This is a genomic window from Pseudomonas gregormendelii, assembly GCF_017114825.1.
GTDB lineage: Bacteria > Pseudomonadota > Gammaproteobacteria > Pseudomonadales > Pseudomonadaceae > Aquipseudomonas > Aquipseudomonas gregormendelii.
This window is the reverse complement of sequence record NZ_JADEVO010000001.1, coordinates 91,682-115,788: the sequence shown is the minus strand read 5'-3', so window position 1 is coordinate 115,788 and position 24,107 is coordinate 91,682. Positions and strand designations below refer to the sequence as shown.

Sequence of the window (24,107 nt, the reverse complement as noted above, 5' to 3'; positions counted from 1 at the left end):
GGGTCATGCGCGTCCTGATTATCGAAGACGAAGAAAAAACCGCAGACTACCTGCACCGCGGCCTGACGGAACAAGGCTACACCGTGGACCTAGCGCGCGACGGCGTGGAAGGCCTGCACATGGCGCTGGAAAGTGACTATGCGGTAATCGTCCTCGACGTCATGCTGCCGGGCCTCGACGGCTTTGGCGTCCTGCGGGCGCTGCGTGCGCGCAAGCAAACCCCGGTGATCATGCTGACCGCCCGCGAGCGAGTCGAAGACCGCATCAAGGGCTTGCGCGATGGTGCCGACGACTACCTGGGCAAGCCGTTCTCCTTCCTCGAACTGGTCGCGCGCCTGCAAGCGCTGACCCGCCGCAGTGGCGGACATGAACCCGTGCAGGTGAGCATCGCCGACTTGTGGATCGACCTGATCAGCCGCAAGGCGACCCGTGCCGGAACCCGCCTGGACCTGACCGCCAAGGAGTTCTCGCTGCTGAGCGTACTGGCCCGTCGCCAAGGTGAAATTCTCTCGAAGACCGCGATCGCCGAGATGGTCTGGGACATTAATTTCGACAGCGATGCGAACGTCGTCGAGGTCGCGATCAAGCGTCTGCGCGCCAAACTCGACGGGCCTTTCGACGAGAAATTGCTGCACACCATTCGCGGCATGGGCTACGTGCTGGAGAGCCGTAGTGTCCAGTAACTCGATCGCCCTGCGCCTCAGTGGCATGTTCACGCTGGTGGCGTTGCTGGTGTTCCTGTTGATTGGCGGGGCCTTGTACCAGCAGGTCGACAAGGGCCTGGGCCTGCTGCCCGAAGCCGAACTGGATGCGCGCTACAGCGTGCTCGAATCCACCGTCGGACGTTACGGCACGCCCGAGCACTGGGTGAAGATCAACAACAAGCTCAAGCTGCTGGGCGAGGAAGACAAGCGCATACGCTTCTGGATCATCAGCGGCGATCCCCACTATGAATACGGCGAGCTCACGCCCCGGATCCGCGCCTTTGCCCAAGGCCCCCTGGGCATGCGCGACCTGAAGCTGCCGGACCAGCCTTATCCACTCAAGGTGTTGGTCAGTCAGTTTCCCGCCAAGGACCAGCGTCCCGCGCTGCGCTTCATGATCGGCATCGACACCGAAACCTTTTTCCAGACGCAGCACCACTTGCTGATCGCGCTGATCAGCCTGGCGATCGTTGGCGTGCTGCTGGCTTCTGCGCTTGGCTATTGGGTGGCACGCATCGGCCTCAAACCCCTGATCAAATTATCCCAGGAAGCCCAACGCCTGGCGCCGCCACTTCTATCCGCCCGGTTGCAACTGTCGCCGCTGCCGCCGGAGCTGAACCAGTTCGTCAGCTCATTCAATTCGACGCTGGAGCGGGTCGAGCAGGCCTACTCACGCCTTGAGTCCTTCAATGCCGACGTGGCCCATGAATTGCGCTCGCCACTGACCAACCTGATCGGCCAGACCCAGGTCGCGCTGACTCGCGGAAGGTCGGCGGAACATTACTTCGAAGTGCTGCAATCGAACCTCGAGGAACTGGAGCGACTGCGCTCGATCATCAACGACATGTTGTTCCTGGCCAGTGCCGACCAGGGCAGCAAGGCCACCAAACTGACTTCGACCTCACTGGCGGGTGAAGTGGCGACCACCCTGGAGTACCTGGATTTCATCCTCGAGGACGCTCAGGTTGAGGTCCAGGTCAGCGGCGACGCGCAGGTGCGAATCGAGATCGCACACCTGCGCCGGGCGCTCATCAACTTGTTGAGTAATGCCGTGCAGCACACGGAGCCCGGGCAGGTGATCCTTGTGCGCATCGAAGCCCAGGCTCATCAGGTCAGCATTGGCGTGGCCAACCCGGGCGCGCCGATCGCCAGCGAGCACCTGCCGCGCCTGTTCGAGCGCTTCTACCGGGTTGATGCTTCGCGCAGCAACAGCGGGAACAACCATGGCTTGGGGCTGGCGATCGTCAAGGCCATTGCCCTGATGCATGGCGGGGATGTGTTTGCGCGCAGTGATGAGGGCGTGAATACGTTCGGGATTCACCTGCCCATCTGATACGCCAGCTGGGTTCTTCCCGCTGAAAATATACGGCCTGACCCGCCGCAATCGCGAGCAGGGGCACTCCCACAGGGATTTTCCCCAACACTTTGAAATCAATTGTGGGAGTGAGCCTGCTCGCGATGCGGGCCCCCGCACTCCGGCGGTAACAGGCACACGCCAAGCAACGGCTATTTTTGCCAAATACGCAACAGTCCTTTCACGAATCCACTCTTTTTCCCCTCCCCGTTCAGCCTTATCTTTGCGCCACCAAACAGCACTTGCCAAGCAAGAAGGTTTTAAAGATGTCCAACTCCATGGGTATTGCCAGCGCTTTCGTTTTGTCCTCATTGTTCCTTTCCCCACTCGCCATGGCTGAAGAGTCCCTGACCTTCGCCACCCGCAACGCTGAACGCGCTGCGGCGTTCGAAGCCTATCAGGGTGAGATGACGGCCAAGGCTCAGGACGCTGGCCAGACCCCGCAAGCATCGACGCTCCACGCCCAGCCCGAGGCCGGGAAAGACAGCTGACCCGCTGCAGAATTCTATTTCCCTCGACACTTTTCATCGGCTCTTCCCTTTGAAAAGTTGTCTTCAAGCCGCTGCTATCAGCGGCTTTTTTTCGCCTGCCAATTCTTGCAATAAGTGCAACGATAGGCAAAACGGTCCACTACCTGCTTAACTCTGTAGGAGCGAGCTCGCTCGCGAAAAACGTTAACGATAACGCAGGCTGTCTGGAACAACGCGATGCCTCGACGTTCTTCACGAGCAAGCTCGCTCCTACAAATGCCCAACCGAAGTTCACGCAGACCTCATGCCCATGACCGCCAGTCGCCTCCCTCAATTTTCAGGCAAGACCGGTCGACCTGAACTCATGGTGATCCTCGGCAGCACCCTGACGGTCATCGCGATTCTCGGCATCGTCACCTTCCTGCTGATCCGCGAACATGCCGGAGCGAAGGAGACCGCCACCCGCAGCGCAACCACCATTGCGCAACTCATCGATGCCGACGTGTTGCGCACCGTCGAGCTCTACGACATGACCCTGCAAGGCCTGATCGCTGCCGCGCAACGGGACGACCTGCGCCAGGTCTCACCGCAGATCCGCCACCTGGTGCTGTTCGACCGCTCCACCACGGCCCGATTCAAAGGCGATATCCTGCTACTCGACAAGCATGGCGAGGTCCTCGCCGACTCATCCCTGATAGAGCCCCGGCCAGGAAATTTCGCCGACCGCGACTACTTTCAGGCCCACGTCACCAACACCGGCAGCGGCATGTACATCAGTCGCCCGTTCAAGCCCCGCTGCGATTGCGAGGACAGCAATGAATGGCGAATCAGCTTCAGCCGTCGTATTGCCTCGTCGACCGGGGAGTTCCTGGGAGTAGCCGTGGCATCAATGCGCCTGACCTACTTCGACCAGCTGTTCAACAGCCTGTACATCGGCAGCGACAGCACGCTGAACATCATCGACGACGCAGGCATCCTCCTGGCGCAGAAGCCCTACCTGGAGCATGACTCGATCGGCAAGAGCTTCGCCACCCGCCCCAATGTCGTGCGCATCCTGCGCGAAGGCAGTGGCAGCTTCGAGAGCGTTTCGAGTATCGATGGCCGGCAACGCCTCTATACCTTTTCCCGGGTTGGTAATCTGCCGCTGACGGTCATCGTCGCGCTGTCCGGCAACGACGTGTTTGCCGCCTGGCGGCGCACGGCGCTGGTGATCAGCGGGGCTACGGGCGTGCTGTGCATTGGCTTGCTGTGGCTTAGCTGGTTGCTGTGTCGGGAACTGCGTTTGCGCCATCAAGCCGAACAGGAACTGGCGCAACTGGCCGCCACCGATTCCCTGACCGGGGTCGCCAACCGCCGGATCCTTGACCTGACCCTGCGCCACGAATGGTTTCGCGCACAACGCTCAGGCCAGCCGCTGTCGGTGCTGATGATCGACGCCGATCACTTCAAGGCCTTCAATGACCGTCATGGGCATCAAGGCGGGGACGAGGCCTTGCGCACGATCGCCAAGGTAATCGCGGCCAATGTACGGCGTCCTGCGGACCTGGTGGCGCGCTACGGTGGCGAGGAGTTTTCGGTGATCCTGGCGGAAACTGACAGCACGGGTGCCCGGCAGATTGCCGAAAAGATCCGGATGGCGGTGCAACAGTTGCCGAAGACGGAGGGAGACGAGCTACCCATGACCGTCAGTATCGGTATCAGCACCTGGACTACCCAGACGGATGTGACCCTGGAGCAACTGCTGTTTGCAGCGGACAAGGCGCTGTATCAGGCCAAGGAGCAGGGGCGCAATCGGGTAGTGGCAGGCAGTTGATGGTTTCGCTGCCCCGTCAGGCCTGCTCGCGATGACGCCGGATCAAGCAACGAAATGTTTGTTAAGAGCCATAAAAAAAGGCCACCCGAAGGCAGCCCTTAAAAACTAGAGAGGTTTTTACTTACACGGCCGCAACTGGACGCATGTAAGAGATCGGTGCAGTGCTGGCGTCTTCGAAAGTCACGACTTCCCAAGCATCTGTCTGCTCAATCAACTTGCGCAGCAGCTGGTTGTTCAATGCATGCCCGGACTTGAAGCCCTTGAACTCACCTATCAGGCTATTGCCCAGCAGGTAGAGGTCACCAATAGCATCGAGGATCTTGTGCTTCACGAATTCGTCTTCATAGCGAAGGCCGTCTTCGTTCAGTACGCCATCCGCGTCGACCACAATAGCGTTTTCAACGCTGCCGCCGAGTGCGAGGTTGTGCTTGCGCAGGTACTCGATATCACTCATGAAACCAAAGGTACGGGCGCGGCTGACTTCTTTTACAAACGAAGTGCTGGAAAAATCCACGCTTGCACTTTGTGTGCGGTCACGGAAAACCGGGTGATCGAAATCGATCTCGAAACTCACCTTGAACCCTTCGAAAGGGACGAAAGTGGCGCGCTTGTCGCCATCTTCCACTGTCACTTCACGCAGGATGCGGATGAATTTCTTGGCGGCGTCCTGTTCTTCCAGGCCAGCCGACTGAATCAGGAATACGAAAGGTCCAGCGCTACCATCCATGATTGGAACTTCGGACGCGGAGAGCTCGACGTAGGCGTTATCGATGCCCAGGCCAGCCATGGCCGAGAGCAAGTGCTCCACCGTATCCACTTTGGTGTCACCACTGACCAGCGTGGTCGACATCGTGGTTTCACCAACGTTTTCCGCGCGGGCAGGAATCTGCACCACAGGGTCGAGATCGGCACGACAAAACACAATGCCGGTGTCGATAGGTGCGGGCTTGAGGGTCAGGTATACCTTCTCCCCGGAGTGCAGGCCTACACCTGTGGCACGGATAATATTTTTCAGTGTGCGTTGTTTAATCATGGCTTGGGCCGCTTCAGCGCAAATTGCGAACTGGTATCAACAAAGGCTGGCGATAATAGCAGACCAGACCTTTGCTGAACACCAATCACCTTCATAGCCCTGATACATTCCATCAATCGGCCTGACGACGCAGGAAGGCCGGGATGTCCAGGTAGTCCAGGTCATCTTGCGGATTCATCTTCGCGGCAGTCGCTGCACCGGCCTGGGCCTGGTTGCGCATGACGGTCGGACGGTCCAGATCACGGTAGTTCACGGCAGGAGCTTCCTGACGAGCGGGCGCGTGTTGCTGTGGCTGCGAGGTCACGGAGGTGTGCATGGTGTTGTCGATGACCTTCACCGGCTTCTCGATTTTCGCGCCCAGGCCGGTCGCTACTACAGTCACGTGCAGCTCGTCGCGCATGTCCGGATCGATAACGGTACCGACCTTGACCATGGCGTGCTCGGAAGCGAAGGCTTCGATGATGCTACCCACGTCGGAGTACTCACCCAGGGACAGGTCAGGACCGGCGGTGATGTTCACCAGGATGCCGCGTGCACCTTGCAGGTTCACGTCTTCCAGCAACGGGTTGCGAATGGCCGCTTCGGTGGCCTCGCGTGCACGGTTCGGACCGCTGGCGCAGCCAGTGCCCATCATCGCCATGCCCATTTCGCTCATCACGGTACGTACGTCGGCAAAGTCGACGTTGATCATGCCGGGACGCTTGATGATGTCGGAGATACCGCGAACGGCACCCGCCAGTACATCGTCAGCCTTGGCGAAAGCCGACAACAGGCTTGCGTCCTTGCCGAGGATGGTCAGCAGCTTCTCGTTGGGGATGGTGATCAACGAGTCGACGCTTTCAGACAGCAGACGGATACCTTCGTCGGCGATCTGCATGCGCTTGCGGCCTTCGAAAGGGAACGGACGGGTCACGACAGCAACCGTCAGAATCCCCATTTCCTTGGCCACTTCGGCAATGATCGGGGCCGCACCGGTACCGGTACCGCCGCCCATGCCGGTGGTGATGAACAACATGTTGGTGCCTTGCAGCACTTCAGCAATACGCTCGCGGTCTTCCAGCGCGGCTTGACGGCCGACTTCCGGATTGGCGCCAGCGCCGAGGCCCTTGGTCACGGCTGTGCCCAATTGCAGGATGGTCCGCGCGCCGACGCTTTTCAGCGCTTGGGCATCAGTGTTAGCGCAAATGAATTCGACGCCTTCAATGTTGCTCTTGGCCATATGGTTGACAGCGTTGCCGCCGCCTCCGCCAACACCGATAACTTTAATAACCGGGCTTGCGGGGATGTTGTCTACGAGTTCGAACATTTTCCCTCTCCTTACATTCTCTAGTTTTTTCGCCTACTGCGTTTGTTGCGGTCGTGCGGTGCTGCGTAATTCTTTAGAAGTTGCCTTGTACCCAGCTCTTGATGCGATCGAGCAAGGCAGGTTTGGCTTCTTCATTGCTATAGCCGTCGCGGCTACTGATGCCCGAGAACGAAATCCCGTCAGACTGCTTCTGCAGGCCGTACATCAACAGGCCAACGCCAGTGGAATAGATCGGGTTGCGCACCACGTCATCCAGGCCCTTGACGCCATGCGGCACGCCCAGGCGGACCGGCATGTGGAAAATTTCCTCGGCCAGTTCGACCGCGCCTTCCATTTTCGAGGTGCCACCGGTCAGCACGATGCCGGCCGGGATCAGGTCTTCGTAACCGCTGCGACGCAGCTCGGCCTGGATCAGGGTGAAGAGTTCGTCGTAACGCGGCTCGACCACTTCGGCCAGGGCCTGGCGGGACAGCTCGCGCGGTGGCCGGTCGCCAACGCTTGGCACCTTGATGGTCTCGCCAGCACCGGCCAGCTTGGCCAGGGCGCAGGCGTAGCGGATCTTGATTTCTTCGGCGTACTGGGTCGGTGTGCGCAACGCCATGGCGATGTCGTTGGTCACCTGGTCGCCCGCAATCGGGATCACTGCGGTGTGACGGATCGCACCTTCGGTGAAGATGGCGATGTCGGTGGTGCCGCCGCCAATGTCGACCAGGCACACGCCCAGCTCTTTCTCGTCGTCGGTCAGGACCGAATAGGCCGAAGCCAGTTGCTCGAGAATGATGTCGTCGATTTCCAGGCCGCAGCGACGCACGCACTTCTCGATGTTCTGAGCAGCGTTGACGGCGCAGGTGACCACGTGGACCTTGGCTTCCAGACGGACGCCGGACATACCCAGGGGCTCACGTACGCCTTCCTGGTTATCGATCACGTAGTCCTGAGGCAGGGTGTGCAGCACACGCTGGTCAGCCGGGATCGCCACGGCCTGGGCAGCGTCAAGAACCCGCTCGAGGTCGGCGGAGCTGACTTCGCGATCACGAATCGCCACGATGCCGTGGGAGTTCAGGCTGCGGATGTGATTACCCGCCACGCCGACGAACGCCGAGTGGATCCGGCAACCGGCCATCAGCTGCGCTTCTTCGATTGCGCGCTGGATCGATTGCACGGTGGACTCGATGTTCACCACCACGCCTTTTTTCAGGCCACGGGAAGGGTGCGTACCTATCCCGACGATTTCCAGCGTGCCATCGTCCGCGACCTCGCCGACCAGCGCCACCACCTTGGAAGTGCCGATATCCAGACCGACGATCATTTTGCCGCTTTGCACGTTTGCCATGGGTCCTGCCTCTTCTTAATTCTTCGCGACAGCGGGTTGGGCTGTCGTGGGCGCTGCAGGTTCCCGCCAGCCAACAGCGAGGCCGTTGGCGTAGCGCAGATCGATGCGCGCAATGTTCGTAATCTGTTCTTTAAGCGTCTTGTCATAGATGGCGATAAAACGGCGCATCTTTTCCAACAGGTTGCCGCGTCCCAGCAGCAACTCGATGCCTGGGCCTGCACTGCCGGCTCCGGTGGTCAGGAACCAGCTGCCGCGTTCACGCAGTTCCAGCCGTGCAATCGAGAAGCCCAACGGCCTGAGCATCTGGCTCAGCACCTGGTACTGCTGCATCACCTGCTGCTGGGCCCGTTGTGGACCGAACAGCTGTGGCAGGTGTTCGTAGTTCGCCAGCTCACGCGGGGTGAACGCCTGGCCCTGGTTGTTAAGCAACGACTCATCGCCCCAACGGGCCACCGGCAGCTGCTCTTCCAGGCGAATCACAACCTGGTCCGGCCATACCCGCCGCACTTCGGCGTGGGCGATCCAGGGCATTTGCTCCAGTTCGGTACGCATGCTCGCCAGGTCGATGGTGAAGAAGCTCGCCGCCACAAAAGGGGCGATCCGCTGCTGCACTGCTTGCTGGCTGATGTAGCTCAGGTCGCCTTGTACCGCGATCTTGCTAATCGGCCGGTCAGCGTAAGGCAGCAAACGCTGCGCACCTTCGTAAGTACCGAAACCCAGGGCGACCAGCAGCACTGGCCAGAACAGGGCTTTGAGAAAACCGAAGTTGGCTTTCGGCAGGCGCGCGGACATCGGCTCTTTGGCCACCATTCGGCTTGCACCCCGCGGCACCGGCTTACGGCCGGGCGGTGCGGGAGGCTGATGTCTCAGCTGGGCGCCTTGCATGGTCTTAACCTCGCGGCTCTAGGCTGGCGGCCAAAATGGCCAGAACCAGTTGCTGGAAATCCAGACCGGCAGCACGGGCCGCCATCGGCACCAGGCTGTGATCAGTCATGCCCGGCGCGGTATTGACTTCGAGAAACCAGAACTGCCCATCGGCGTCCTGCATCACGTCTGCCCTGCCCCAACCGGCGATACCCAGCGCCTCACAGGCTTTCGCCGTGAGGTCGATCAATTCTTTCTCTTTGTTGCTGTCGAGCCCGCACGGGATCCGGTATTGGGTATCGGAGGCCACGTACTTGGCGTCGTAGTCGTAGAAGCTGTGCGGTGTGCCCAGGGCAATCGGAGGCAACACCTGGTCACGCAGGGTGGCGATGGTGAACTCCGGACCTTGAATCCATTGCTCGACCAACACTTGCGAATCGTAGGTACTGGCCGCTTTCCAGGCGTCGATCAACTCGGACGTGGAAGTCACTTTGGCCATGCCGATACTTGAACCTTCATGGGCCGGTTTGACGATCAAAGGGAAGCCCAGTTCCGTCGCTGCAGAAATACAATCGGCCTCGCTGCAGAGCACGGCGTGGCGTGGCGTCGGAATGCCGAGGCTGTGCCAGACCTGCTTGGTGCGCAACTTGTCCATGGCCAGCGCCGACGCGAGGATGCCACTGCCGGTGTACGGGATGCCCAGGCATTCGAGCAGGCCCTGCATGCTGCCGTCTTCACCGCCACGACCGTGGAGAATGATGAAGGCGCGGTCGATCTTTTCGCTCAGCAGGCGTTGCAACAGATCGTCGCCCACGTCGAGACCAAACGCATCCACCCCGGCGCTTTGCAGCGCCTCGAGCACGGCGTTACCCGATTTCAGGGAAACCTCGCGCTCGGCGCTCCGGCCACCGAACAGCACGGCCACCCGACCGAAGTCTTTCGGCGCGATGGTGGAAAAGAGGTTGGCGTATGCAGCGGTCATTTCAACTTCCCCACGCTCGGCGCAGCAACGGCGCCAACGAATAACGGACTGTTCAACAGTTTCGGGGCGAGGCCACCGATATCACCCGCGCCCTGGCACAGCAGGATGTCGCCGGCACGCAGCAGTGGCTTGACGATCGGTGCAAGGTCAACGCCGCGCTCGATGTAGATCGGGTCGAGCTGACCACGCTGGCGGATGCTGTTGCACAGCTTGCGGCTGTCGGCGCCCGGGATGGGTTCCTCACCGGCCGGATAGACTTCCATCAGTAGCAGCACGTTGGCGTCGGCCAGTACATTGACGAAATCGTCGTACAGGTCGCGGGTGCGGCTGTAGCGGTGCGGCTGGTAGACCATCACCAGACGGCGCTCCGGCCAGCCACCGCGCACGGCCTTGATCACGGCGGCGACTTCGGTCGGGTGGTGGCCGTAGTCATCCACCAGCATCACGTTGCCGCCCTCTACCGGCAGTTCGCCGTAAACCTGGAAGCGTCGGCCGACACCCTGGAAGCCCGACAGGCCCTGGACGATGGCCTCGTCGCTGACGCCTTCGTCGGTGGCGATGCAGATGGTCGCCAGGGCGTTCAATACGTTGTGATTGCCCGGCATGTTCACCGAGACATCCAGCGGCTCGCGCTCAGGGCGTAGCACGGTGAAGAAGGTCTGCATGCCCTGCTGGCGCACATTGATTGCGCGCACGTCGCAGTCATCGCCGAAGCCGTAGGTGACGGTCGGACGCTTGACCAGTGGAAGGATTTCGCGCACCACCGGATCGTCCAGGCACACTACCGCCAGACCGTAGAACGGCAGGTTGTGAAGGAACTCGACGAAGGTCTTCTTCAGCTTGTTGAAGTCGCCGTCGTAGGTCGCCATGTGATCGGCGTCGATGTTGGTGACCACGGCCACCAGCGGCTGCAAGTGCAGGAAACTGGCGTCACTTTCATCGGCCTCGGCGATCAGGTACCGGCTGGTACCGAGCTGGGCATTGGTGCCTGCTGCATTCAGACGACCGCCGATGACGAACGTCGGGTCCAGGCCACCTGCGGCGAACACCGAAGCGATCAGGCTGGTGGTGGTGGTTTTGCCATGGGTACCGGCGACGGCAATGCCGTGACGGTAGCGCATCAATTCAGCCAGCATTTCGGCGCGCGGCACCACCGGGATTCGACGTTCCAGGGCGGTGGCGACTTCCGGGTTGGAGGTGTTCACGGCGCTCGAAGTGACCAGCACATCGGCCGTCGCGGCGTTCTCGGCGCGGTGGCCGATAAAGATGTGGGCACCGAAGGATTCCAGGCGCTCGGTCACCGGCGAAGCCTTCAGGTCGGAACCGGACACTTCATAACCCAGGTTCAACAACACTTCGGCAATGCCGCACATGCCCACGCCGCCGATACCGACGAAGTGGATGCGACGGATGCGGCGCATCTCCGGATGAGGCATGGCTTTCTGATTCTCAACCATGGGCCACCTCCAGGCAGGTATCGACAACGTTACGGGTAGCATCTGGTTTGGCCAGGCGGCGGGCTGCGGTGGCCATGTCATTGAGTCGTTGCGGTTGCATCAGGACCTCTGTCAGGCGTGCGGCAAGATCCGCAGCGCCGGTCGTTCTTTGTGGCATCAGGAAGGCAGCGCCTTCACGGGCCAAATAATCGGCGTTGCGGGTCTGGTGATCGTCGATGGCATGGGGCAAAGGCACCAGCATCGAGGGCAGACCGGCGGCAGCCAGTTCACTGATGGTCAGCGCGCCTGCGCGGCACACCACCAGGTCGGCCCAGCCATAGGCTTGGGCCATGTCTTTGATGAAAGGCTGCACCTGCGCCTCGACGCCGGCAGCGCGGTAGCGCTCTGCAGTCACTTCATCGTGGTTTTTGCCAGCCTGATGGAACACTTCCGGGCGCAGGTCGCCAGCGACTTGGGCCAGGGCTTCAGGCAGCAACTTGTTCAATGGCTCTGCGCCCAGGCTTCCGCCCAGGATCAGCAAACGCGCTTTGCGACCGGCCAGGGCCGAACGCGGTGTTTCGAGGAACAGTTCGGTACGCACCGGGTTGCCAGTGGTACGGCGGCTGTCCGACAGGGTAAAGGTGTCGGGGAAGGCTTCACACACCCGGGCGGCCAACGGCACCAGCAACCGATTGGCGGTACCGGCCACCGCGTTCTGCTCGTGAACGATCACTGGCACACCGGCCAGTTTGGCAGCAACACCACCAGGACCGGTCACATAGCCACCAAAGCCGACCACGCAGACCGGCTGCAGCTGGCGAATGATCGCCCGCGCCTGCCAGACCGACTTGAGCAACATGATCGGAGCCTTGAGCAGCGACAACTTGCCCTTGCCACGCAGACCACTGGCATTGATGCGGTGCAGCTCGATACCGGCCATCGGTACCAGTTCGTTCTCGATGCCACGCGGGGTGCCGAGCCAGTGCACGGTATAACCGCGGGCCTGGAACTCGCGTGCACAGGCCAGCGCCGGGAACACGTGGCCACCGGTGCCGCCCGCCATGATCAGCACGTTAGCGCCCATGGGTCGGCTCCTCGGCGAAGTCGCTTTCCTGGAATTCCATCTCTTCGCTGCCAAGATGGGTTCGACTCTCCCATTCGATGCGCAGCAGCAGGCCCAGGCACGCACAGCAGATCACCAGCGAGCTGCCGCCATAGCTGAGGAACGGCAGGGTCAGGCCCTTGGTTGGCAACAGGCCGACGTTCACGCCGATGTTGATCAGGAATTGACCGATCCACAGGAACGACAGGCCATAGGCGATGTAGGCGGCAAAGAACTGCTTGGCTTTTTCCGCCCAATAACCGATGTACATCCCGCGCACACAGACGAAGGCAAACAGCGCAACCGTGAACAGCGAACCTACCGCACCCAGCTCTTCGGCCAGGACCGAGAACACGAAGTCGGTGTGGGCTTCCGGCAGGTAAAACTGCTTTTGCACGCTGTTGCCCAGGCCAACGCCCAGCCACTCGCCGCGACCGAAAGCGATCAACGCCTGGGACAGCTGGTAGCCGGCGCCAAACTGGTCAGCCCATGGGTCGGCAAAGTTGGTCAGACGCGCCATCCGGTAAGGCTGCATCTGGATCAGCAGCACGACTGCGCCGACTGCCAGCAGCACCATCAGCAGGAAGCGGAACAACCCGACCCCGCCGAGAAACAGCATGGCCGCAGCGGCACCCATCATCACGACGGTGGCACCGAAGTCCGGTTCCATCAGCAACAGGCCGGCCATCGGCAGCAGCACGATGAACGGTTTGAAAAAGCCCATCCAGCTTTCACGTACTTCTTTCTGGCGCCGCACCAGGTAGCCGGCGAGGTAGATCACCACGAACACCTTGGCGATTTCGGAAGGCTGCACGTTGAAGAAGCTGAAGCCGATCCAGCGCATCGAACCGTTCACTTCACGGCCAATGCCGGGAATGATCACCATCACCAGCAAGCCGAACGCGCCAATCAGCATCAGCCAGCCCAGGCGCTGCCAGGTGGCGATCGGGATCATCATGGTGACGATGCAGGCGCCCAGGCCCAGCACCACATAGATCAGGTGGCGGATCATGTAATAGAGGGCGCTGCCCGACTGTACGGCAGCGACTTCGGTCGACGCCGAGGCAATCATCACCAGGCCCAGGCCCAGCAATGCCAGGCACCCGGCGAGCATCGGGAAGTCGAGATCGATGCCGCGCCCGGTAATGATCGGCGACGGGTACGGCTTGATGATATTAAGCAGGCTCATGCCAGATCCTCCACAGCGCGGACGAACTGGTGACCACGGTCTTCGTAATTCTTGAACATGTCGAAACTGGCGCAGGCCGGCGACAGCAGCACCACGTCACCTGGATGGGCGGCGGCGCGGCATTGTTCCACCGCCTCGACCAGGGAGCCGACGCGGATCAGCGGCACACGGTCGCCAATGGCTGCACCGATCTTGTCGGAGTCACGGCCCATCAGGATCACGGCACGGCAGTTGGCTGCCACCGGATCGCGCAAGTCGGTGAATTCTGCCCCCTTGCCGTCGCCACCGGCGATCAGCACGACCTTGCCGTCGATATCGGCGCCCAGGCCTTCGATGGCTGCCAGTGCGGCGCCTACGTTGGTGGCCTTGGAGTCGTTGTAGTAGCCCACGCCATCCAGGTCGCGGACCCATTGGCATCGGTGTTCAAGGCCGGCGAAGGTGTGCAGGCTCGACAGCATGGCGTCGAACGGCAGGCCCACGGCGTGCCCCAGCGCCAATGCCGCCAGGGCGTTGGATTGATTGTGGGCACCGCGAATCTTCAACTCGCGCACCGGCATCAGGTTTTGAAATTCGAAGGCCAGGTACTTCTCGCCGTCTTCTTCGCGGATACCGAATGCCTTGAAATCAGGTTTGCTCAGGCCGAAGGTCCAGCATGGCTGGCCTTCGCCCATCAGCGGACGGCTCAGGGCATCCTGGCGGTTGACCACGAACTGGCGGGCGCCGCGGAAGATCCGGTGCTTGGCCAGGTGATAGGCCGGCAGGCCGCTGTAGCGGTCCATGTGGTCTTCGCTGACGTTGAGCACGGTCGCCACTTCAGCGCCGAGATTGTCGGTGGTTTCCAGCTGGAAGCTCGACAGTTCCATGACATACAGCTCGACGTCGTCGGCGAGCAGGTCCAGCGCCGGCGTGCCCAGGTTCCCGCCGACCGCCACGCGCTTGCCGGCCGCTGCGGCCATCTCGCCGACGAGGGTGGTGACGGTGCTTTTCGCATTGGAACCACTGATGGCGACTATCGGTGCCTTCGCGTTACGCGCGAACAGCTCGATGTCACCGGACAATTTCACCCCACGGGCGGCGGCGGCCTGCAAGGCCGGGGTCGCCAGCGCCAGGCCGGGGCTCACGTAGAGCTCGTCGGCACGGCACAGGAACTCGACGTCAAGCTCGCCACAACGCACTTCCACGTGCGGATAGTCACGCTTGAGCGTGGCCAGTTCCGGTGGATCTTCCCGCGTGTCGGCGACAGCAAACGACGTGCCCCGGTTCGCCAGGAAGCGAACCAGGGACATGCCGCTCTTGCCGAGGCCGACAACGATGCGGAAGTGGTCAGAAGCGATCAGAGACACTCGTTCTACCTCAGCTTCAGGGTGGCAAGGCCAACCAGTACGAGAATCACGGTGATGATCCAGAATCGGACGATCACGCGCGGCTCGGGCCAGCCCTTGAGTTCAAAATGGTGGTGTATGGGTGCCATGCGGAACACCCGGCGGCCGGTCAACTTGAAGGAGGCCACCTGGATGACCACCGACAGGGTTTCCATCACGAACACACCGCCCATGATGAACAGGACGATTTCCTGACGGACGATGACCGCGATGGTGCCCAGGGCAGCGCCCAGCGCCAGCGCGCCGACGTCACCCATGAAGACTTGTGCCGGATAGGTGTTGAACCAGAGGAAGCCCAGGCCCGCACCGATCAGCGCGCCGCAGAATACGATGAGTTCACCGGCACCCGGCACATAAGGAATCAGCAGGTATTCGGCGAATTTCACGTTACCCGACAGATAGCAGAAGATCCCCAGCCCGCCACCGACCATCACGGTCGGCATGATCGCCAGGCCATCGAGACCGTCGGTCAGGTTGACCGCATTGCTCGAGCCGACGATGACGAAGTAGGTCAGGACAATGAAGCCTGCGCCCAATGGAATGCTGTAGTCCTTGAGCATCGGCAGGATCAGCGTGGTTTCCACAGGCGTGGTGGCGGTCATGAACAGGAAGATCGCCGCGCCCAGGCCGAATACCGACTGCCAGAAGTATTTCCAGCGGCTCGGCAGGCCACGGGAGTTTTTCTCGATCACCTTGCGGTAGTCATCCACCCAGCCGATCGCGCCGAACAGCAGGGTCACCAGCAATACGGTCCAGACGTAGCGGTTGCTCAGGTCAGCCCAGAGCAAGGTGCTGACGCCGATCGAAGACAGGATCAGCGCGCCGCCCATGGTCGGGGTGCCCGACTTGGACAGGTGCGATTGCGGACCGTCGTTACGAACCGATTGGCCGATCTGACGCTTCTGCAGGGTACGGATCATCCACGGGCCATAGCACAGAGAAAGGACCAGCGCGGTCAGCACACCGAGAATCCCGCGCAGGGTCAGGTACTGGAAGACCGCGAAGCCTTTGTAGAACTGTTGCATGTACTCCGCTAGCAGCAGCAGCATTAATGTTTCTCCAAACTGGACCCGCACAAAGCGGCAACGATGTTTTCCATCGCAGCGCTGCGCGAGCCCTTGATCAAAATGGTGGTGTTGGTGTCTTGCTCGGCGCCGAGGGCCTGGATCAGTTCAGCCTGAGTGCTGAAGTGACGGGCGTGCTCGCCAAACGCGGTCACGGCGTGGGCCATCATTGGCCCAACAGCGTAAAGCGCGCTGACTTTGCCGCGGGCGTATTCGCCCACGTCGCGGTGCCCCTGCTCCGCCCAGTCACCCAACTCGCCGATATCCCCGAGCACCAGAACGGTGCGGCCGGAAAAGCCGGCGAGTATATCAACGGCGGCGCACATGGAGGTGGGGTTCGCGTTGTAAGTGTCATCGATGACGCGCATGCCGTTGCTGGCCAGCTGCGCAACGGTGCGACCCTTGACCGGTTGCACCGCGCCGAGGCCGGTGGCAATGCCGAACAGGGATACTCCCAGCGCATGGGCAGCGGCTGCGGCAGCCATGGCATTGGCGACGTTATGGGTGCCGAGCAGGTTCAGTTGAACACGCTCCACACCGTCGGGACTGTGCAGGTTGAACGCCGGGCAGCCGCGAGCGTCGCGATCCAGATCACTGGCGTAGAAGTCGGCCGCGACATTGCTCAGGGCAAAGGTCAGTATTTTGCGACCGGCTGCGCGGGTCTTCCAGATTTCAAAAGCCTTGTCATCGAGATTGAGCACGGCGACGCCGTCGGCATCCAGCCCTTCGATAATCTCGCCCTTGGCCTCGACGATTTTTTCCGGCCCGCCAAACTCACCCACGTGGGCAGTCCCGGCGTTATTGAGCACGGCGACATGGGGCTTGGTCATCGCGACGGTGTAGGCAATTTCGCCGAGACGCGAAGCACCCAGTTCGATCACGGCAGCAGTATGTTCCGGCGCCAGTTCGAGCAAGGTCAGGGGCGCGCCCAGGTCGTTGTTCAGGTTGCCGCGGGTGGCCAGCACGGGACCACGGGTGCGCAAGATGCTTGCAAGCATTTCCTTGACCGTGGTCTTGCCGCTGGAACCGGTAATGGCCGCCACGGGCTGGGTGAACGCGACACGGTTGATCGCGCCCAGTTGACCGAGGGCCTGGCGGGTGTCTTTGACCACCAGTTGCGCCAGCGGGCTGTCGGCGACTTCACGCTCGACCAATGCCGCTACTGCGCCTTTGGCGGCGACGTCATTGAGATAGTCATGCCCGTCAAACCGCGGACCGGTCAGGGCCACGAACAACTGGCCCGGCTGGATCGCGCGGCTGTCGATGCTGACGCCGTTGAAGCTCGCATCGGCACTGACCAGGCGGGCGTTCAGCGCGCCGGTGAGTTCGCTCAATTTCAAGGCTTCAAGCACGGGCGACCTCCCATGCGGTCAGGGCGCGATCGGCCTCGACCAGGTCGGAGAACGGCTGACGTTCGCCGTTGATTTCCTGATAGTCCTCGTGGCCTTTGCCCGCCAGCACGATGACGTCATCGGCCGAGGCACCGGCAATCAGCTGGGCAATTGCCTGGCCACGACCGGCAACGAAGGTTACGTTATCCACAGCGCTGAAACCGGCACGGATGTCGTCGAAGATCACCGAAGGGTCTTCGGTACGCGGGTTGTCATCGGTGACCAGCACGCCGTCCGCCAGACGCTCCACCACTTCAGCCATCAGCGGGCGCTTGCCGCGATCACGGTCACCGCCGCAGCCGAACAGGCATAACAGGCGCCCTTTGGCGTGTGGGCGCAGGGCCATCAATACTTTTTCCAACGCATCCGGTGTGTGGGCGTAATCGACCACCACCAACGGTTGAGTGCCGCCGCCCAGGCGCTGCATGCGACCGGCCGGGCCTTCGAGTTTCGGCAGCACCTTGAGAATTTCGTCGAGCGCGTAATCCAGGCCGAGCAAGGCGCCGACTGCGGCCAACACGTTGCTCAGGTTAAACCGGCCGAGCAATGTGCTGCGCAAGTGATGCTCGCCCTGAGGCGTGACCAGCGTGGCGCGCACGCCTTCGTCGTCGAAATGCGCTTCACGGCAATAAAGGTAGGCGCGGGCGTCTTCGAGGCTATAGGTGATCAGTCGCGACTCGCGTTTGTCAGCGGCCAGCTGGCGGCCGAACTCGTCGTCGAGATTCACCACGCGGCATTTCAGGTCATTCCAGGCAAACAGCTTCGCCTTGGCTTCACCGTAAGCCTGCATGGTGCCGTGGTAATCGAGGTGATCGCGGGACAGGTTGGTCATCACTGCCACGTCGAACGCCAAGGCCGTCACTCGCCCCTGATCCAGGCCGTGGGAGGACACTTCCATGGCCACGGCCTTGGCCCCGGCTTTCTTCAAGTCGGCGAGGGTCGCCTGGACGGCTATCGGGTTTGGCGTCGTGTGCAGGCCGCTCTCCAGGGCGCCGTAGAAACCGCTGCCCAGGGTGCCAACAATGCCGCAGTGCTGACCGAGCAGGTCCAGGGCTTGCGCGACCAGCTGGGTAACGCTGGTCTTGCCGTTGGTGCCAGTGACGCCGACCAGGTTCAGGTGGCGGCTCGGGTCACCATAAAATCGCCCGGCGATGTCCGACAGCTGCGCTGCCAGGCCCTTGACCGGAATCAGCGGCACGTCAGTGATCGGCAGCACGGTAGCGCCTTCAACCTCATAGGCCACGGCTGCGGCGCCGCGCTGCAAGGCATCGCCGATGTGCGCACGGCCGTCGAACTTGCCGCCAGGCACGGCCAGGAACAGGTCGCCAGCCCGCACATTGCGGCTATCAAGGGTCAGTTCGCGGATCAGCAGATCACGACCGGCGTGGGCAAATATCTTGTTCAGACTTAGAGACATCAGCCGCGCCCTCCATTGGCTTTCAGCGGAACAGCCGGGGTGGCATTGGCCTGCTGGACCGGAGGCAGGTTGTCAGGAGTGATGTTCATCAGGCGCAAGGTCCCGGACATCACTTTGCTGAACACTGGCGCCGATACCAGGCCGCCGAAGTAACCGGCTTTGCTTGGTTCATCGATGACTACAACGATTGCGTACCGCGGGTCGCTCATCGGGCCGAAGCCGGCGAACAGCGAACGGTAGGAATTCTCGGCGTAACCTTTGGTGCCAACCGAGGTTTTACGTGCGGTACCCGACTTGCCACCCACGTGATAAGCCGGGACCTGGGCACGGAACACGCCGCGCGGGGCTTCGATCACTTGTTGCAGCATGGTCTGCATGGTCTTCGCGACTGTCTCGGGCAATACCTGGGTAGTTTGCGGCGCCTTGTCGGTCTTGATCAGCGTCAGCGGCGCCAGGCGACCGTTGTTGGCCAGCGCCGAAAACGCGTGCACCAACTGGATCGCAGTCACGGAGATACCGTAGCCGTAGGACAACGTGGCGGTTTCAGCCTTGCGCCATTCGCGGTAGTTCGGCAGGTTGCCGACGCGCTCGCCCGGGAATCCCAGGCCGGTGTCCTGGCCGAGGCCGACTTTCTGCGCCAGGCGGAAAATGGTTTCGCCGCCAATGTCGAAGGCGATCTTGCTCATGCCGACGTTACTGGAGTTGATCAGGATGCCGGTCAGATCGAGTACCGGGCCCTCGGACTTGGATACGTCCTTGATGGTGTATTTACCGATCTGCAAGGTGCCTGGATAGACCTCGACGGTATCGGTCGGTTTCCAGCGCCCGGATTCAATCGCGGCGCTCATGGAAATCGCTTTCATGGTCGAACCCGGCTCGAACACGTCGATCATTGCGCGGTTGCGCATCATCGCCGGCTGCAGGTTGCGACGGTTGTTCGGGTTGTATGTTGGCTGGTTGACCATAGCGAGGATTTCGCCGGTCTTCACATCCATGATCACCAGGCTGCCGGCCTTGGCGCCATTCTCGATGATTGCGTTGCGCAGCTCGCGGTTGGCCAGGTATTGCAGGCGCAGGTCAATGGACAACGCCAAGGGCTTGCCGGCCTTGGCGTTTTTGGTGACCTGTACATCCTTGATCAGTCGGCCGCGCCGGTCCTTGATGACCTGGCGCTTGCCCGGGACACCCGCGAGCCATTCGTCATAGGCCAGCTCGACTCCTTCGCGCCCGTGGTCGTCGATATCGGTGAACCCGACCATGTGCGCGGTGACTTCACCGGCAGGATAAAAACGCCGGAACTCTTCGATGCCATAGACGCCGGGTACTTTCAGGTCTAGTACCGACTGCCCCTGCTCCGGGGTCAGGCCACGCACCAGGTAGATGAATTCCTTGTTGGCCTGGGCTTCGAGACGCTCGCTCAGGGCTTTCGGGTCCTGGCCCAGAGCCGCCGCCAGTGCTGGCCACTTCTCTTTGGCCTGTTGCATTTCCTTGGCGTTGGCCCACAGCGTGGTGACCGGCGTACTGACGGCCAAAGGCTCGCCGTTACGGTCGGTGATCAGGCCACGGTGAGCCGGAATGGGAATGTGACGAACGCTGCGCGCATCGCCCTGGCCTTTAAGGAACGCACGGTCAACGATTTGCAGGTCAATGATACGCCAGCAGATCGCCGCGACCATGACGCCGAGCAAGCCCAGTACCAGGCGAAACCGCCATGGGAACAGTGCGCCCTCGAGTTTCATCATGGCGCCACCATTTGCACTTCAGCTGCGCCGGGAATGCGCATCTTCAGTTGCTCTGAGGCCAGAACTTCGATTCGGCTGTGTGCGGTCCAGGTACTCTGCTCGAGAATCAGCCGCCCCCACTCCGCCTGCGCCTTGTCGCGCACGCTCAATTCGTTGTACAGCGAGTTCAGCAACTGGCGGTTCCAGTGGGCACTGTAGGACACGCCGATAGCCGACACGAGCACACCGACAAATAGCAGCAGCATGAAAAAGCTTCCGCCGGGAAGTGGCTTGGCGAAAAGCTTGCTCACCGCAACTTCTCCGCGACACGCATGACGGCGCTACGGGAACGTGGGTTGGCTTTGAGTTCGGCCTCGGAGGCGGACTGCGCTTTGCCATGGACTTTGATTTTCGGCTCGAAGGCCACATGCCGCACCGGCAGGTTGCGCGGCAGGTTGTCCGCTTCGCCTTTCACCAGCTTGCGCATGAAGAGCTTGACGATGCGGTCTTCCAGGGAATGAAAGCTGATCACTACCAGGCGGCCGCCGATTTCCAGGCACTCCAGGGCGGCTTCGAGGCCAGCCTCCAGGTCGCCCAGCTCGTTGTTGACGTGGATACGCAAGCCCTGGAAAGCACGGGTGGCCGGGTTCTTGCCCTTCTCCCATGCCGGGTTGGCGACTTTCAGGACTTCAGCCAGGTCGCCGGTGCGCTCGAATGGCTTGATATCGCGACGCTCAGCGACGGCTCGAGCCATGCGTCCGGAAAAACGTTCTTCGCCGTATTCCTTGAACACCCGGGCAATCTCTTCCACCGGCGCGGTGTTGACGAATTCGGCAGCGCTGATCCCTCGCGAAGGATCCATGCGCATGTCCAACGGGCCGTCGTTGAGGAAACTGAAACCGCGCTCAGGGTCGTCAAGCTGAGGGGAAGACACGCCGAGGTCCAGCAGGATCCCGCTGACCTTGCCGGCCAGCCCGCGCTCGGCCACTTCCGAGCCCAGCTCGGCAAAGCTGCGCTGCACAACGACAAAGCGGCCGTCTTCGGCCGCCAGCGTTTGCCCAGTGGCAATCGCTTGAGGATCTTTGTCGAATCCCAGCAACCGGCCATCGGGCCCCAGCTGGCTGAGGATCAAACGGCTGTGTCCGCCGCGTCCGAACGTACCGTCCAGATAGCAGCCATCAGGACGTACGGCGAGAGCCTCCACGGCTTCGTCAAGCAGTACGGTGATGTGGTTGAAGCCGCTATCAATAGTCACAGAATTAAATCACGCAGTTCATCAGGCATGGCGCCCGGTTGTTGAATAGCAGCCAGATCAGCGGCAGAAACCGCATCCCAGGCATCCTCGTCCCATAATTGGAACTTGTTCAGTTGGCCTACCAACATCGCGCGCTTATCCAACTTGGCATATTCACGCAAACGCGGCGGAACCAGAAAACGACCACTGCCATCGAGCTCGAGGTCGACGGCGTTACCAATCAGTAAACGTTGCAGGCGGCGGTTTTCTTCGCGAAGCGAAGGCAGTGCGCGCAATTTGGTTTCAATAATTTCCCACTCATCGAGGGGGTAAACACACAAACAGGGATCAACGGCATCGATCGTGACAATTAACTGCCCGGAACTACGCGAAACGAGCTCGTCGCGATACCGGCTCGGCATAGCGAGACGGCCTTTTGCGTCGAGACTGATAGCGTTAGCTCCGCGAAACACGTCAGCGTTTCTCCAAATATTAGCGTTTTGAGCTCAAAAAACCCACTTCATGCCACTTTCCGCCACTTGCGCACACTATAGGAATGCGCCCACCACACCGTCAAGGCGCGCGGTAAAGGAAAAGTCTTACATAACTGTGATTTAGGAGCGCAAAAGGGGGGGCAACGAGAATCTGACGCATAATCTTGCTCAATAACTTGAACCAGCACTGAAGGCTGCGCCCGGAAGTTAAAGTAGTTTGTTAAGTGTAAGATTTTTTTGGTATTACGAAAGTGCTTCTGCTGAGGTTTCTGGAAGGAGGAAAAGCGCTACTGCCTGCGCCCTGTCCAATGCTGCAAACAGGGAGGGGAAAAAGGTGGAGAGTCGATCTGTAAGCCGGGTTCTGTCTTGAACAGTCATTCGTCTACGATGGCCATCACTGGACATCTTTAGCAACCTACCCGGTCCCAGCGCGGGCCACGCCTTGGGACCCTATTTGGTCTTGCTCCAAGTGGGGTTTACCTAGCCACGAACTGTTGCCAGACGTGCGGTGCGCTCTTACCGCACCTTTTCACCCTTACCGGCGCCGAAGCGCTTAGGCGGTTATTTTCTGTGGCACTTTCCGTAGGCTCACGCCTCCCAGGCATTACCTGGCACTTCGCCCTATGGAGCCCGGACTTTCCTCCCCCCCCTAATTTTCATAGAGGGCAGCGACTGTCCGATCGACTCTCCGCCGCGAAGGTTAACGGGACAGCGGCCGAAGAACAAGCGCTAAAAGCCTTTGGCCACTCCTGCGCGTCGGGTTTTCACTCGCCCTTCTGTTTTTCCAGCGCGACCTGATACAACACATTCTTGCGCTCACCGGTGATTTGCGCGGCCAGGGCGGCGGCACGCTTGAGCGGCATCTCTTCGAGCAGAAGATTGAGGATGCGCATGGCCTCGCTGCTGACCGCATCTTCTGTTTCAGGCATGGACCAACCCGCCACCAGCACCACGCACTCGCCCCGCTGCTGATTGCTGTCCGACTCGACAAACTCGCGCAACTCGGCCAGGGGCAGCCCCTTGAGGGTTTCGAAAGTCTTGGTGATCTCCCGGGCCAGCAAGGCCGGACGCTCACCACCAAACACCAGTTCCATATCCTGCAGACACTCCAGGATACGGTGCGGCGCCTCATAGAAAATCAAGGTACGCGGTTCTTCCTTGACCAGCTCCAGGCGGGCCCGGCGGCCTACTGCCTTGGCGGGCAGAAACCCTTCGAAGATGAAGCGGTCCGACGGCAGGCCCGCAGCCGACAATGCCGCAATCAATGCACAGGCACCCGGGACGGGCACTACATTAATGCCGGCCGCGCGCGCCTGGCGCACCAGGTGGTAGCCCGGATCGGAAATCAACGGCGTGCCGGCATCGGATATCAATGCCACATCGTCCCCTGCCAGCAACCGGGTAATAAAGCGGCTACCTTCATCCCGTTCGTTGTGCTCATGACAGGCCGCCAGCGGCGTTGGAATGCCAAAGTGCTGCATCAGGCGCTGGGAGTGCCGGGTATCTTCGGCGGCAATCAAGGCGACATCACGGAGGATCTTCAGGGCGCGCGCACTGATATCGTCCAGGTTGCCGATGGGCGTCGCCACCACATAAAGCGAGCCAGCAGCGGAATTCAAAGCACCTGGAGCAGTCAAAGCGCACACCTCATGATCGTTAAAAGTCGCCATTGTAGCGCGTAGCGCCGCTGGCGACAGGCGTCTGCCACTGCAGGTTTACCTGCCTCAGTTGCGTTGCTGCAACATTTGCATGAGCTAAATTGATCGATTCACGCCAGTAACATCGCGCCCCGGCCAGTGCTTGGGTACAATTCCACGC

The 24,107-nt window shown here is 61.0% G+C and carries 21 protein-coding genes and 1 other RNA gene; 4 read left to right on the top strand and 18 right to left on the bottom strand.

Going from position 1 to position 24,107, the window contains the following annotated elements; genetic code table 11:
* Positions 1-5 precede the first annotated feature (5 nt).
* From IMW75_RS00570 to IMW75_RS00555, 4 genes are all read left to right on the top strand, one after another.
* Positions 6-683 (top strand): heavy metal response regulator transcription factor, encoded by a 678-nt coding sequence (locus tag IMW75_RS00570; RefSeq protein WP_045059299.1) that lies wholly within the window; start codon positions 6-8, stop codon positions 681-683.
* Positions 673-2,037: a heavy metal sensor histidine kinase gene (locus IMW75_RS00565; protein WP_205891613.1), complete on the top strand. Its 1,365-nt coding sequence runs from the start codon at positions 673-675 to the stop codon at positions 2,035-2,037. Before IMW75_RS00570 ends, IMW75_RS00565 begins: the two co-directional genes overlap by 11 nt.
* Positions 2,038-2,324: 287 nt before the next feature.
* Positions 2,325-2,549: a hypothetical protein gene (locus tag IMW75_RS00560; RefSeq protein ID WP_045059297.1), complete on the top strand. Its 225-nt coding sequence runs from the start codon at positions 2,325-2,327 to the stop codon at positions 2,547-2,549.
* A gap of 289 nt (positions 2,550-2,838) precedes the next feature.
* Complete coding sequence (locus tag IMW75_RS00555; RefSeq protein WP_205891612.1) at positions 2,839-4,341, top strand: sensor domain-containing diguanylate cyclase; 1,503 nt, start codon at positions 2,839-2,841, stop codon at positions 4,339-4,341.
* Between the two features lie 121 nt (positions 4,342-4,462).
* On the opposite strand, the gene lpxC is transcribed toward IMW75_RS00555, so the two are convergent.
* The 18 genes from lpxC to rsmI all read right to left on the bottom strand — a co-directional run bounded on the left by lpxC (position 4,463) and on the right by rsmI (position 23,959).
* Entirely contained in the window at positions 4,463-5,374 is a 912-nt protein-coding gene (gene lpxC / locus IMW75_RS00550) for a UDP-3-O-acyl-N-acetylglucosamine deacetylase (protein WP_045059296.1), read from the bottom strand.
* A gap of 112 nt (positions 5,375-5,486) precedes the next feature.
* Entirely contained in the window at positions 5,487-6,680 is a 1,194-nt protein-coding gene (gene ftsZ, locus IMW75_RS00545; RefSeq protein WP_045059295.1) for a cell division protein FtsZ, read from the bottom strand.
* A 73-nt stretch (positions 6,681-6,753) separates the two neighbouring features.
* Positions 6,754-8,013 (bottom strand): cell division protein FtsA, encoded by a 1,260-nt coding sequence (ftsA, locus tag IMW75_RS00540; RefSeq protein ID WP_045059294.1) that lies wholly within the window; start codon positions 8,011-8,013, stop codon positions 6,754-6,756.
* A 15-nt stretch (positions 8,014-8,028) separates the two neighbouring features.
* Positions 8,029-8,898, bottom strand: coding sequence for a cell division protein FtsQ/DivIB (locus tag IMW75_RS00535; RefSeq protein WP_045059293.1), 870 nt, complete (start codon positions 8,896-8,898; stop codon positions 8,029-8,031).
* A 4-nt stretch (positions 8,899-8,902) separates the two neighbouring features.
* Positions 8,903-9,859 (bottom strand): D-alanine--D-alanine ligase, encoded by a 957-nt coding sequence (locus tag IMW75_RS00530; RefSeq protein WP_122838791.1) that lies wholly within the window; start codon positions 9,857-9,859, stop codon positions 8,903-8,905.
* On the bottom strand, positions 9,856-11,316 hold the full coding sequence (murC, locus tag IMW75_RS00525; RefSeq protein WP_205891611.1) for a UDP-N-acetylmuramate--L-alanine ligase: 1,461 nt from the start codon (positions 11,314-11,316) through the stop codon (positions 9,856-9,858). The genes IMW75_RS00530 and murC overlap by 4 nt, the downstream gene beginning before the upstream one ends.
* Positions 11,309-12,379, bottom strand: a complete 1,071-nt coding sequence (murG, locus tag IMW75_RS00520; RefSeq protein ID WP_205891610.1) for an undecaprenyldiphospho-muramoylpentapeptide beta-N-acetylglucosaminyltransferase — start codon at positions 12,377-12,379, stop codon at positions 11,309-11,311. Before murG ends, murC begins: the two co-directional genes overlap by 8 nt.
* On the bottom strand, positions 12,369-13,586 hold the full coding sequence (gene ftsW / locus IMW75_RS00515; protein WP_045059289.1) for a putative lipid II flippase FtsW: 1,218 nt from the start codon (positions 13,584-13,586) through the stop codon (positions 12,369-12,371). Before ftsW ends, murG begins: the two co-directional genes overlap by 11 nt.
* Entirely contained in the window at positions 13,583-14,929 is a 1,347-nt protein-coding gene (murD, locus tag IMW75_RS00510; RefSeq protein ID WP_205891609.1) for a UDP-N-acetylmuramoyl-L-alanine--D-glutamate ligase, read from the bottom strand. Before murD ends, ftsW begins: the two co-directional genes overlap by 4 nt.
* 5 nt (positions 14,930-14,934) lie before the next feature.
* Positions 14,935-16,017 carry a phospho-N-acetylmuramoyl-pentapeptide-transferase gene (gene mraY, locus IMW75_RS00505; RefSeq protein WP_045059287.1) on the bottom strand — a complete coding sequence of 361 codons (1,083 nt, stop codon included), beginning with the start codon at positions 16,015-16,017 and terminating at the stop codon, positions 14,935-14,937.
* Complete coding sequence (locus tag IMW75_RS00500) at positions 16,017-17,384, bottom strand: UDP-N-acetylmuramoyl-tripeptide--D-alanyl-D-alanine ligase (protein ID WP_205891608.1); 1,368 nt, start codon at positions 17,382-17,384, stop codon at positions 16,017-16,019. Before IMW75_RS00500 ends, mraY begins: the two co-directional genes overlap by 1 nt.
* The gene (locus tag IMW75_RS00495; RefSeq protein WP_205891607.1) at positions 17,377-18,840 is read right to left on the bottom strand and encodes a UDP-N-acetylmuramoyl-L-alanyl-D-glutamate--2,6-diaminopimelate ligase; all 1,464 of its coding nucleotides are present in this window, start codon (positions 18,838-18,840) and stop codon (positions 17,377-17,379) included. Before IMW75_RS00495 ends, IMW75_RS00500 begins: the two co-directional genes overlap by 8 nt.
* A complete protein-coding gene (locus IMW75_RS00490; protein WP_177328544.1) occupies positions 18,840-20,579 on the bottom strand; it encodes a peptidoglycan D,D-transpeptidase FtsI family protein in 1,740 nt (579 codons plus the stop codon). The genes IMW75_RS00495 and IMW75_RS00490 overlap by 1 nt, the downstream gene beginning before the upstream one ends.
* Positions 20,579-20,872 (bottom strand): cell division protein FtsL, encoded by a 294-nt coding sequence (gene ftsL, locus IMW75_RS00485; RefSeq protein WP_045059283.1) that lies wholly within the window; start codon positions 20,870-20,872, stop codon positions 20,579-20,581. The genes IMW75_RS00490 and ftsL overlap by 1 nt, the downstream gene beginning before the upstream one ends.
* Positions 20,869-21,816, bottom strand: coding sequence for a 16S rRNA (cytosine(1402)-N(4))-methyltransferase RsmH (gene rsmH / locus IMW75_RS00480; protein ID WP_045059282.1), 948 nt, complete (start codon positions 21,814-21,816; stop codon positions 20,869-20,871). Before rsmH ends, ftsL begins: the two co-directional genes overlap by 4 nt.
* Positions 21,813-22,268 carry a division/cell wall cluster transcriptional repressor MraZ gene (gene mraZ / locus IMW75_RS00475; RefSeq protein ID WP_008147486.1) on the bottom strand — a complete coding sequence of 152 codons (456 nt, stop codon included), beginning with the start codon at positions 22,266-22,268 and terminating at the stop codon, positions 21,813-21,815. The genes rsmH and mraZ overlap by 4 nt, the downstream gene beginning before the upstream one ends.
* A 355-nt stretch (positions 22,269-22,623) precedes the next feature.
* An RNA gene (gene rnpB / locus IMW75_RS00470) (RNase P RNA component class A) lies at positions 22,624-22,977 on the bottom strand.
* A gap of 76 nt (positions 22,978-23,053) precedes the next feature.
* On the bottom strand, positions 23,054-23,959 hold the full coding sequence (rsmI, locus tag IMW75_RS00465) for a 16S rRNA (cytidine(1402)-2'-O)-methyltransferase (protein ID WP_205891606.1): 906 nt from the start codon (positions 23,957-23,959) through the stop codon (positions 23,054-23,056).
* Positions 23,960-24,107 lie beyond the last annotated feature (148 nt).